This is a genomic window from Methylobacterium trifolii (genome assembly GCF_022179685.1).
GTDB lineage: Bacteria > Pseudomonadota > Alphaproteobacteria > Rhizobiales > Beijerinckiaceae > Methylobacterium > Methylobacterium trifolii.
In genome coordinates, this window is the sequence record NZ_BPRB01000199.1 from 1 (window position 1) to 10,799 (window position 10,799).

9 protein-coding genes, 1 pseudogene and 1 riboswitch are annotated in these 10,799 nt (G+C 61.5%); of the genes and pseudogenes, 6 read left to right on the forward strand and 4 right to left on the reverse strand.

Translation table 11 applies throughout. The annotated features are described in order from the left end of the window. Both COGEMETH_RS17285 and COGEMETH_RS17290 read right to left on the reverse strand, forming a co-directional pair. Positions 1 to 615 (reverse strand): AbiJ-related protein (locus COGEMETH_RS17285; protein WP_238183844.1); only part of this gene is annotated, 615 nt, incomplete at its 3' end. Positions 616 to 732: 117 nt separating this feature from the next. Beyond that, positions 733 to 851 (reverse strand): annotated as a pseudogene (locus tag COGEMETH_RS17290) (IS110 family transposase); the annotation flags it as partial. A gap of 359 nt (positions 852 to 1,210) precedes the next feature. Then, positions 1,211 to 1,417: riboswitch (cobalamin riboswitch) on the forward strand. Positions 1,418 to 1,444: 27 nt separating this feature from the next. Here COGEMETH_RS17290 and COGEMETH_RS17295 point away from each other — a divergent pair. Genes COGEMETH_RS17295 through COGEMETH_RS17315 form a run of 5 tightly spaced genes read left to right on the forward strand, consistent with a single transcriptional unit; the run spans position 1,445 to position 7,436 of the window. After that, complete coding sequence (locus COGEMETH_RS17295) at positions 1,445 to 3,724, forward strand: TonB-dependent siderophore receptor (RefSeq protein ID WP_238183845.1); 2,280 nt, start codon at positions 1,445 to 1,447, stop codon at positions 3,722 to 3,724. 36 nt (positions 3,725 to 3,760) lie between these two features. Then, the gene (locus COGEMETH_RS17300; protein WP_238183846.1) at positions 3,761 to 4,852 is read left to right on the forward strand and encodes an ABC transporter substrate-binding protein; all 1,092 of its coding nucleotides are present in this window, start codon (positions 3,761 to 3,763) and stop codon (positions 4,850 to 4,852) included. Next, positions 4,849 to 5,880, forward strand: a complete 1,032-nt coding sequence (locus COGEMETH_RS17305; RefSeq protein WP_238183847.1) for a FecCD family ABC transporter permease — start codon at positions 4,849 to 4,851, stop codon at positions 5,878 to 5,880. Before COGEMETH_RS17300 ends, COGEMETH_RS17305 begins: the two co-directional genes overlap by 4 nt. Beyond that, complete coding sequence (locus COGEMETH_RS17310; RefSeq protein ID WP_238183848.1) at positions 5,877 to 6,638, forward strand: ABC transporter ATP-binding protein; 762 nt, start codon at positions 5,877 to 5,879, stop codon at positions 6,636 to 6,638. Before COGEMETH_RS17305 ends, COGEMETH_RS17310 begins: the two co-directional genes overlap by 4 nt. Positions 6,639 to 6,647: 9 nt before the next feature. Further along, positions 6,648 to 7,436: a class I SAM-dependent methyltransferase gene (locus COGEMETH_RS17315; RefSeq protein ID WP_238183849.1), complete on the forward strand. Its 789-nt coding sequence runs from the start codon at positions 6,648 to 6,650 to the stop codon at positions 7,434 to 7,436. Positions 7,437 to 7,650: 214 nt separating this feature from the next. Here COGEMETH_RS17315 and COGEMETH_RS17320 read toward each other — a convergent pair whose 3' ends face one another. Continuing rightward, on the reverse strand, positions 7,651 to 8,406 hold the full coding sequence (locus COGEMETH_RS17320; RefSeq protein ID WP_238183850.1) for an SDR family NAD(P)-dependent oxidoreductase: 756 nt from the start codon (positions 8,404 to 8,406) through the stop codon (positions 7,651 to 7,653). A 111-nt stretch (positions 8,407 to 8,517) separates the two neighbouring features. Here COGEMETH_RS17320 and COGEMETH_RS17325 point away from each other — a divergent pair, with 111 nt between their 5' ends. Next, positions 8,518 to 9,411 (forward strand): LysR substrate-binding domain-containing protein, encoded by an 894-nt coding sequence (locus tag COGEMETH_RS17325; RefSeq protein WP_238183851.1) that lies wholly within the window; start codon positions 8,518 to 8,520, stop codon positions 9,409 to 9,411. A 290-nt stretch (positions 9,412 to 9,701) separates the two neighbouring features. Here COGEMETH_RS17325 and COGEMETH_RS17330 read toward each other — a convergent pair whose 3' ends face one another. Next, on the reverse strand, positions 9,702 to 10,379 hold the full coding sequence (locus COGEMETH_RS17330; protein WP_238183852.1) for an MBL fold metallo-hydrolase: 678 nt from the start codon (positions 10,377 to 10,379) through the stop codon (positions 9,702 to 9,704). Positions 10,380 to 10,799 lie beyond the last annotated feature (420 nt).

Genomic DNA, 10,799 nt, shown 5'->3' on the forward strand with positions numbered 1-10,799 from the left:
GTTCATAACACGCTCTAGTACTATTTGATCTGCATCGCTGCGGATCTCCGGATCAACTAGCCTTTCGAGCAAGTTAAACACCACGCGTTGATGGCAGCTGACGAAACCTAAATGGCCAAGCAGCTCGCTGTTCTTCCAATCATCATTCGCGATGCAGTGTTGTTCAATATCGACTCTGATCATACGCTCAAAGTAAAAGCTGTTTTGTGCTCGATATGGCGAAGGTATCGCGTCGAGATCGAACACGGGTTCTAAAAATGCAATAATGCCAAGGCTGCCCGGCAGATCAATCGAGTCCAGCGCAGCGATCAGACGCCGCCTTGTCACATTGGAAAGTCTTGGCAAATCGATGTCCTCGACGGCTGCCACCGCCAGGGCCAACTCACGGTGCTGGTAGTCCGCTTGGACGGCCTGGCCGATCTTGAGAACTTGGTTGCTACTCAGATCCTGCAGGCGGTTCATCACGTAGCGGATTTTACCGCTGAAGGCCTCCTGTCCGGTTCCCTCAGCGAGGCCGTAACGCGCGCAGATCCGGGGAACCTGGTGCGCACTCTCTGCGGCCAGAACCGAGGCGATCTCGCGACGCAGGACTTCGGCAGGAGATGTGTTGGGCATCGGGATCTAAGCTTTGCAATCGGTACAGTAGCCCCTTTTTAGGTGACCGTCAGCGGCGTCAGCTGGTGAGCACCATACCCATCCATCAGCAAGCTCGGATGGACGTGGACACGGGTGACGCACGAGCAGGTCGTGCGTACGGAACACCCCTCCGGAGGCCTGGGCCTGCGCGCTCTTCCTTGAACGAACCGCATCGTCGGCCGCTGCGCCGCCTCGCAGATCGCCTCAGCATCAGACGGTCGCTCACCTGAAACTGAATGTCCGCTGCTGGGCGGTGGGCTGATGTCCCCTTATGGCGCGACCCGGAACTACGGGTATTCGACCAGCGTCCGTCAGTGTAGGACGGGATGCCGCCGTCAGAAAACGTTCGGTCAGACGGCCCATTCGGCACGTGAGCTGGGGTCAGGGCGACTGCGGTTGAGGCTGGCATCGCGCGCTACCCCGCGGCCCTCGACACGGCCGCCGGCGACGTCATCGCCGGACTTAGCCGCGAGACGTTTGGCGGGGTCCCCAGCCTCGCCAGGCACGGCTCTTCTCGCGGCGCATCTCGTGCAGTAACCTCAACTCCGATATTGACAAGCTTAACCTAAGGCCCGATGCAGGGGGCATTCGAGGTCTCGCGGTTTCGTGATCGTGAGCTAAGAGGGAATCCGGTGCGCCCGAAAGGGTCATGCCGGAGCTGCCCCCGCAACTGTAAGCGGCGAGCCGCTGCCGAAAACGGTCACTGGTGCGACGCACTGGGAAGGCCCGGCAGCGACGTTGAGCCGTGAGCCAGGAGACCTGCCTCGAAGCCGTAACGTCTCTCGGGCGGGGTGCCCCGGTGGGTCGCATGAGCGATGCTGCGGCGACCCCGGCACACATCGCGCTCGCGCTCCGTTCGAAGCCCTTCCAGTGCATTTGGGCTTCACTGATGCTGTACCGCCTCCGCTTGCTCCCCGTTGCCCAGGCCGAAGCGCTATTCACTGCCGTTTCCTCGCCCTCCAGCGGCTGTAGCGTCAGACGCATGGCTGTCCTCGGGACACTGGCGATCGTCCTGACCTCTTCCCCCGTCTGGGCTCAGAGCACCAGCTCGGTCGGCAACGAAGTACGGCTCGAGGAGCTCTCCGTCATCGGAAACTCAGGTGGCGCGCTGGCGACGGACGGCTACCTCGCCAAGCGAAGCGTCAGCGCCACCCGCACCGACACGCCCCTGCGCGAAGTGCCCCAGACCGTGGTGGTCGTCCCCCGTGAGGTGTTGGAGGATGCCGGCGCGACACGGGTCGATACCGCTCTCGATCTTGCGGGCGTCGGCCGCGCCAACAATTTCGCCGGCCTCGGTCTCACCGAGTTCACCGTCCGCGGCTTCTCCACGGGGGAGTATTATCGCAACGGTTTTCCGATCAACCGTGGCTATCCGAACTCCCCGGACATCGTCTCCATCGAGCGCATCGAGGTGCTGAAGGGACCGTCGGCCTTCCTGTATGGCCGCGGCGACCCCGGCGGCACCTTCAACATCGTCTCGAAGCAGCCCCTGGCCGAGCGGTCCCTGGCGATCGGGACGCAGATCGGCAGCTTCAATCAGAAGCGCACCACCTTCGACGCGACAGGGGCTCTTAGTGAGGACGGGACCGTGCTCGCACGGGTCACGGGCGCCTTCGAGGACAACGGCAGCTTCCGTGATTTCGTGAGCAGCGACCGCTACTACCTCGCCCCCGTCATCGCATGGAAGGCGACCCCCGACACGACGATCACGCTCGAGGGCGAGTTCATCAGTGCCGGCCAGACCTTCGATCGCGGAATCGTCCCCTTCAACGGCAGCCTGCGTGCCGTGCCGCGCTCCCGCTACATCGGCGAGCCGAGCCTCGCGCCGTTCCGGAACGAGAATGCGCTGGGTCAGCTCCGCATCGAGCACAGGTTCGACCAAAACTGGGTTCTCACCGCTGGCGCCCAGTATCTCGGCGGTGGCATCGCGGGGGATGCCGTGCAGACCGTGGGCGTCTTGAGCGACGGACGCACCCTGCGGCGTACCTTCGACCACCGGGAACTCGGATGGTCTGACCTCGACATCCAGGTCAACCTCGCGGGCAAGTTCGAGACAGGCTTCCTGCGCCACACCCTGCTGATGGGCCTCGAATACGACACCTACCGCTACCGGGAGGAGATCAACCGCTCGAACCCGAACGTGAACCCGTTCTCCCTCGATCTCCTCAACCCGCGCTACGGCCAGGCCCTGCCCGCCCTGACGGTCCCCGGCAGCAATCTCCTGGAGCGCACGGAGAGCTATGCTGGGTACATCCAGGATCAGATCGACATCACCCCACGCCTCCATGCCCTAGTCGGCGTGCGCGTCGAGGATATCGGCTTGGTCTCGACCTCCTTCGTCAACAACCGGACGACGAGCCTGCAGGGGATCGCAGCGACGCCGCGTTTCGGCCTGACCTACGATCTTCTCGATACCCTGTCGGTGTACGGAAGCTATGCACGCTCGTTCCGGCCCAATACCGGTGTGGACCGTGGCGGACGGCCCTTCGCATTCCAGGAAGGGGAGGGCTACGAGGTCGGCGCGAAGCTTGATCTGTTCGAGGGGCGGATGAGTGCCACGGCCGCCCTGTTCACCATCACCCGTAGCAATGTCCTGACCTCTGACCCCGTGGACCAGAACTTCAGCATCGCAGCGGGTGAGGTTCGCAGCCGCGGCTTCGATCTCAGCGTTGCCGGCTATCTCACCCCGGGCTGGCGCGTTATCGGCACCTACACCTACGTCGACGCGGCCGTGACACGTGACAACACGATCCCGGTGGGAGCCCCCCTCGCCAACATCCCCGAGAACGCCTTCGCGCTGCAGAGTGTCTACGAGTTCCAGGGCAGCGACCTCCGCGGGCTCGGCCTTGGCGCAGGTGTCAACTTCGTCGGCGCGCGGGCGTCCGGTACCGCGGTCTCGACCTTCGAGCTGCCTCAATACGCGATCTTCAACCTGATCTCGTACTACAAGATCACCAAGGACGTCCGGATCTACCTGAACGTCGATAATCTGTTCGACGAGACTTATTACGACCGCGCTTGGCAGAACCGCTACGCGACGCCGGGCTATCCGCGAACCATCCTCGGTGGCGTCTCCGCTCGCTTCTGAGCCGAGGCCATCCGTAGGGCGAGGAAGGTCTTTCGCATGGCACTCGGTTCCAGCTTGAACGACGTCCCCCATTCCGCCCCACGGGCAAGTGGATCCGTGCCCGCGAACGTTTGGACGCTGTGGGTTATCTTGGCGGCAACGGTGTGCTCGGCACTCGCACCAGCTGATGCCTCGGCGACATCGACGACCTACCCGTTCGTATTGGATAATTGCGGCGCTCAGCTCCGGATCGAGAAAGTACCGCAGAGAGCCATCGGCATTGGTCAGAACAGCACGGAGATCATGCTGTTGCTCGGTTTGGCAGAGCGCATGGCCGGGACTGCCTCCTGGGTCTCGCCGGTGTTGCCGGAGCTTGCCGCCGACAACGCAAAGGTCCCATTGATCACCAATACCAGTCCGACTTTCGAGGCTGTCGTATCGCGGGATCCGGATCTCGTCGCCGCGCAGTTCCAATCGTCCGTCGGTCCCAGGGGACGGGTCGGGACGCGGCAGCAATTCGATGCCGTCGGCATACCCAGCTACACGTCACCCTCCGATTGCGACGTGGACAGGGGTAAGGCCACGAACGGCGACGGAAGGCGAACGCGATCGCTGACGATGGAACTGCTCTATCAGGAGATCGACGAGCTCTCGCGGATCTTCGATGTTTCGGACCGTGGCCAAGCTCTCGTCGCGCGATTGAAGTCCCGTGAGGATGCCGTGCGTCAGCGTGTAGCCGCCAAGGCCAAGGACGTCAGCCTCGTCTTCTGGTTCTCCTCGAGCGGCGTGATGGGGGATGCCTGGGTGGCCGGCAAGAACGGGGCGCCGGGCTACATCACCAGGGTGCTGGGGGCTCGCAACATCATCGATTCCAATGAGGAATGGCCCATCGTCGGGTGGGAGACGATTGCCGTTGCGGATCCAACCGTCATCGTGGTCGGCACAATGGATCGCCGTACTCAGATTGGGGACGATCCGGCGCTGAAGCGCCGCTTCCTTGCCACCGATGCCGTGGCCAGCAAGCTCAGTGCCGTTGAGAAGGGCCACATCGTCGAACTCGACGCCCAGGCCATGAACCCGACCGTTCGCACCATCATCGGCCTTGAGGTCGTGGCAAAGGCTCTTGAGGGTTTCGGGTTGTTGGAATGAGACGATCGCGTGCGGCCGTCTGGGGGATCGGCCTGGGCGGCGCTGCCCTCACGGCTGCTTGTCTCCTCCTCGCCATCGCGGCAGGCGTCTCGATTGGGGAGATGCCCATTCCGATGGAGACGATCTTCGGGACGCTCACCAATCGACTGGGCCTGACCACCCTGCGTTTGCCCCGTATCCAGGAGGCGATCATCTGGGACTACCGTCTCTCGCGGTCCCTCGTCGCGGCCGTCTGCGGAGCCGGCCTAGCGCTGTGTGGGGCGATCCTCCAAGCGCTGCTCCGCAACCCCCTGGCCGAACCCTACGTCCTGGGGATCTCCGCCGGTGCATCGACCGGTGCGGTCGGCATCATGCTTCTGGGATTGGGCAGCGGCGCCGTCTCCCTCTCCGCGGGAGCCTTCGCCGGTGCGCTGGTGGCCTTCGCCTTCGTCGTCTTCCTCTCAAGTGGACGCCAGACGGCGGACCGCACCATTCTGGCCGGCGTCGCGGCATCGCAATTGTTCAATGCTCTGACCTCGTACATCGTATCGACCTCCGCCAATGCCGAGCAGGCCCGCAACGTGATGTTCTGGCTGCTCGGCAGTTTCGCCGGTGTCCGCTGGCCGGACCTGGCGCTGTCGGCCTCGGTGGTGACGGCCTGTTTTCTCGTTTGCATCTGGCATGCCCGAGCGCTTGATGCCTTCACCTTTGGGGAAGACGCGGCCCGGTCGCTTGGGATCGCCGTCCAGCGCATCCGCATCGTTCTTCTAGTCATCACTGCTCTGATGACCGCCACTCTGGTCAGCATGGTTGGGACGATCGGCTTTGTCGGACTCGTGATCCCTCATGCGGCCCGCTTCGTCGTCGGGCATGGCCACATCCGGCTGTTGCCGACTTGTGCGCTGGTTGGTGCGCTGTTCATGGTTCTTGCCGACATCGTGTCGCGCGTTGCAGTCGCGCCACAGTCTCTACCGGTTGGAGTCGTCACCGCGCTGGTCGGCGTGCCGTTCTTTTCCATCATCCTCTACCGGGCACGGAGGAGCACGTGACGCTCGCTGCGAGGAACGTGCGGTGGGCCGCCGGCCGCACGGTGATCGTCGACGGCGTGACGGTCGCGGTACGGCCCGGCCAGACCCTCGGCCTGATCGGACCGAACGGGTCGGGCAAATCATCGCTGATCCGGCTGCTCGCCGGGCTCAGGCTGCCCGTGGCGGGCGAAGTCGTCCTCGACGACACCCCTATCGGACGCTTCGGCCGCCGCGACCTGGCGCGCCGTGTCGCCGTCCTGGAGCAGCATGCTCTCACCGAGGCACATGTCACGGTCCTCGACGTCGTGAGCCTCGGCCGAACGCCCCATCGGTCGGCCCTATCGCTTTGGACGGATAACGACGATCGGATCGTGTCCGACGCGCTTTCGCAGGTCGGCTTGGAGAACCGCCGAGACCAATACTGGCATACGCTTTCGGGAGGCGAGCGCCAAAGGGTTCAACTTGCACGGGCGCTCGCCCAAACGCCATCCTGTCTCATCCTGGATGAGCCGACGAACCACCTCGATATCCAGCACCAGATCGAGATCCTCCGACTGGTCGCAGGATTACCACTGACAACGATCATCGCGATCCATGATCTTAATCTTGCGGTGCGGTTCTGCGACACGATTGCGGTGCTCTCAGGAGGGCGCCTCGTTACGTCAGGGGAGCCGATGGAGGTCCTGACGGAGGCCCTGATCGCCGATGTGTTCGGCGTCGAAGCGCATATCTCCACATCGGGGCTGCACGGACGGCTCCACATTCAGTTCGCAATGTAGGAACCACGTATGCAAAATTGGTCGGTCAAGGACGACATCCGCGAATATTGGACCAAGCGAGCGGAGACCTATGATCTGAGTCCCGGCCACGGGGTCGCAAAACTTGCGGAAATGGAGGCTTGGAAGCACGTCATCACCGACCACCTCGGCTACGGGCAAGAGCGCAAGGCCTTGGATCTGGCCTGCGGTACTGGCGTCATGACGATGATCATGCACGATCTTAGGTTCGATGTAACGGGACTTGATTTTACAGATGCGATGATGTCGCGAGCGAAGCGGAAAGCTGAGGTGGCTCAGGCGCGGATCCACTTCCTAGCCCGTGATGCAGAGGACACGTACGAGCCTGATGAGAGCTATGATGTGATCATCGCCCGGCATTTGGTCTGGACGTTGGTTGATCCGGGAAAGGCGTTCGCAGAGTGGAACCGAATTCTGAAGCCAGGCGGGCGCTTGCTCGTCATTGATGGCGATTTCGTAAGCAAACACTGGCTCGAACGCCTAATGCCACTGCTGGATCGAATCTTTGGCAATCGAACCGACGGCCACAGTCTTTTAACGCCTGAACAGTGGCAGGCGCATCATCGCATCCTTGAGCGGATCCACTTTAAACAAGGCGTTAGGTGCACCGACGTCATGGAGCTTCTTGCAGCCAGTGGCTTCGGCTTGATTCGCAATGATGTGGGACTATCGGCCATTCGCGGTAGCCGCCAACACTCATCCTTATCGCGAAATTGGATCACATCGCATTTCAATCATCGCTTCGCTGTATCTGGAGAGAAGAGATCAGGCCTCGTATAATTAAGTGGGGTCGTGTCCTGACCGTCCATTGTACGACCGTCATGGGTGGCAAGCAGCCAGTCCGCTTCTCATGAAATTCGACGAGAAGCGGGCATGGTTGCTCACTTTGTCGGCTTTCGGTGGCTGACCGCGGACAGGGATCAGCGAAGGCGAGCCCAGGAGAGTAGCGTCGGCTGACGACGACTCTTTATCTGTGAGCGTTCAACTTGCCTCGTCAGACCTGGGCCTGACCACCGTCGACAAACAGTTCGACACCGTTGACGAAGCTCGCCTCGTCGGAGGCCAGGAAAAGGACCGTATTGGCTATCTCCGTCGCCTCGCCGACGCGTCCGAGGGGGATGCGCGAGCCCAGTAAATCAAGAAGGCCCTGCTGCTTCTCGGCATCGTCGCCGGCAAGGCCGACGAGGCCCGGCGTGCGCGTCGCACCGGGGCTGACCACGTTGACGCGGATGCGACGCTCCTTCAGGTCGAGAATCCAGGTGCGCGCGAAGTTGCGAACGGCTGCCTTGCTAGCGGAATAGACGCTGAAGGCCGGTGTCCCTTCGCTGCCGGCGGTCGAGCCTGTCAGCACCACCGCGCCGCCATCCTTCAGAAGCGGAAGGGCCTTCTGGACAGTGAAGAGCGTGCCCTTCACGTTGGTGTCGAAGGTGCTATCGAACTGCTCTTCGGTGATGGTACCAAGGGGCGCGAACGCGCCACCGCCGGCATTGGCGAAGACGACGTCGATCTGCACGTGGCTCTGCTGTACGGCATCGTAGAGGCGGTCGATGTCAGCGAGGTTCGCCATGTCGCCTCGAACGCCGGTGACCCGGCCGCCGATCTGCTCCACCGCCGCGTCGAGCGCGTCCTGACGGCGACCGGTCACGAACACCGAGGCGCCCTCCCGCGAGAAGGCCTTGGCGGCGGCGAGGCCGATGCCGCTGGTGCCACCAGTCACCACCACCACCTTGTCCTGGAATCTGCCGGTCATCATCGCTCTCCATGGTTCGGCTGCGTGTGAGCCGCTGCCGAGAGAGATGCTCCTAGAACGATGATGCGAACAGGCCGTAGAAATGGCACTTAGCGTTCCAATCGGGGAACGATGATGCGCCCAGACCTCAACGACTACGTCACTTTCGCCGAGGTCGTTGCCCATGGCGGCTTCACCGCCGCAGGCCGCGCGCTTCGCGAGCCGAAATCGAAGCTGAGCCGGCGTGTCTCGGCGCTGGAAGCCCGGCTCGGGGTGCGGCTCATCGAGCGCTCCAGCCGGCGCTTCCGCGTCACCGAGGTTGGACAGACCTTCTACGAGCGCTGCCGCACCATTATGCTGGAGGCGGAGCGGGCCGAGGCGCTCATCGCGGAAACCCAAGCTGAACCGCACGGGCGGATCCGCATGAGTTGCCCGCGGAACCTCGTGAAGGTCGTCTCCGCTATCGTGCGAGGTTTCCTCGACCGCTTCCCAAAGGTCCAGTTCCAGCTCGTCGTGACGGATCGAGCCGTCGACCTGATCGAGGAGCGGATCGACGTCGCGCTGCGCGTCCGACACGAGCTGACGAGCGATGCGTCCCTCACCATGCGGTCCCTCGGCCACTCTCGCTGGATCCTCGTTGCCAGCCCACGGTTCGCGAACGGCCTCGGCGCCGACCTTGCCGAACTCGCTTCCGTCCCGACCATGGGCACGAGCGACGAGGTGGGCGAAACCACCTGGATGCTGGAGCGCGAGGACGGGACAGCGCATGTGATGCGCCACGAGCCGCGCCTGACCTGCGCCGACTACGCGGTTCTCTGCGATGCCGCAGCGGATGGACTGGGCGTTGCCTTCCTGCCCGATCACGCCTGTGCAGCACATATCGACGCCGGAAGGCTCGTCCGTGTCTTCCGGGACTGGCGGAGCAGGGATGGTATCGTCCATCTCGTCTTCACGACACGCCGCGGCCTGCCGCCCGCTGTCCGCTCCCTGATCGACCACCTGGCAGGAGAGTTTCCGGATCTGTAAGGGTCCGAATACCCCGGTTGATCATCATTTCCTTGAGTGTAGCGAAACTCAGACTTGATGGATGATAATCAAATTTACCATCGAATTTCGCTAGGATAGTATCTGAAGCCGTCGCCGTCGACAGCAACTTGACCCAGACCAAGGCCATGGAAAATGGCATGCAAATAAGTGTGCGCGCGTTTCAGCGATACTTGATAGCAGGCCTATCCTTGATTTTACTGCTTGGTCCGGGTCAATATCAGCAAAAAACTTGAGGTTTGGTTTTTTGAGGATTAATGCCGCATGATGCACTAGGTCACCAATGATATACAGCTGCCCATCACCTGAGTGAAGCCGAAAGCAGCTATGTCCTGCGGTATGGCCTGGCGTAAAAATGGCCTGTATTCCCGGCAAAATTCCTCATTGTCTTTGAAGAAAGTAATCCGATTTCTCAATGGCAACAGGTTGTTTCGCACTATCCGAACCGCGAAACCAATTGATGATTCAAAATGTAATTTGTTGGTCCAATATTCATAATCAATCTTTGTCAAATAAATCGCAGCATTTGGAAATCGGGGGTTGCCTTTGTCATCGCACAGCCCGCCGATATGATCGGGATGAGGGTGCGAGCACACAACAGCGTCTATGCTTCCTGGATGGATACCAGCTGCTATCAAGCCATTCTGCAATAAGCCACCGCTGTTCCCAAAAATTTTCGAGGATCCGATCCCAGTTTCAAAGATCACATTTCGTCCGTTTATAGAGATTACGGGGATATTCATGGGGATCGTGATGCTTTTGGTCGGCAAGAAATTTTGCTTCAAGCGCAGGTCAAGCTCTTCAACTGGGCTGCCGCCGAACGCGATGGCCGGAGGTCCAATATCAAGCACCCCGTCGGAGACAACAATGATGTCTGCAGCGCCGATGTTAAAGTTGTAGGGAGGCGCTATTTTTGGGGGTGGTCTCAAGCTGGACTGATCGACCAACATTTGCATCACCTGTTCCTCGCCCTCGAATGCTGTTTGCCTATAATCAAAATGCGTCTTCGTTTAATGAGTGAGACGACCAACCCGGCGATGTGACGGAGTAGGCTATGCTCAGATACAGAAGACACCTCGGAATGCGCTCAGAGGGCTACTAACCCTTGCTGCGCCTGTTGAGTGTCTGCCTACCGCCGATGTCTGCAGCGTTTCATCGACACGCGGGAGCGTTACGTTCGTAAACTCAAAACACTGGCCATCCCTCGCAGTCGAACCCGCGCGCGGGCGACCGTCCCCGGTTGCTCGCGTGATACCTGCGTCTGGACCGCGGTGCCGGTCTCAACCGACTTGCCTTGACTGGATGGAGGCGAGCGCCCGAGCACGGGCTCGTCCGCGCTCGGGGAAGACAGGCTAGTGCACTGACGCATA

What these genes read in the sequence shown, in the direction of transcription:
- COGEMETH_RS17295 (WP_238183845.1), top strand. Translation starts at nt 1,445, where the DNA reads ATGAGCGATGCTGCGGCGACCCCGGCACACATCGCGCTCGCGCTCCGT.
- COGEMETH_RS17300 (WP_238183846.1), top strand. Translation starts at nt 3,761, where the DNA reads ATGGCACTCGGTTCCAGCTTGAACGACGTCCCCCATTCCGCCCCACGG.
- COGEMETH_RS17305 (WP_238183847.1), top strand. Translation starts at nt 4,849, where the DNA reads ATGAGACGATCGCGTGCGGCCGTCTGGGGGATCGGCCTGGGCGGCGCT.
- COGEMETH_RS17315 (WP_238183849.1), top strand. Translation starts at nt 6,648, where the DNA reads ATGCAAAATTGGTCGGTCAAGGACGACATCCGCGAATATTGGACCAAG.
- COGEMETH_RS17320 (WP_238183850.1), bottom strand. Translation starts at nt 8,406, where the DNA reads ATGACCGGCAGATTCCAGGACAAGGTGGTGGTGGTGACTGGTGGCACC.
- COGEMETH_RS17325 (WP_238183851.1), top strand. Translation starts at nt 8,518, where the DNA reads ATGATGCGCCCAGACCTCAACGACTACGTCACTTTCGCCGAGGTCGTT.
- COGEMETH_RS17330 (WP_238183852.1), bottom strand. Translation starts at nt 10,379, where the DNA reads ATGTTGGTCGATCAGTCCAGCTTGAGACCACCCCCAAAAATAGCGCCT.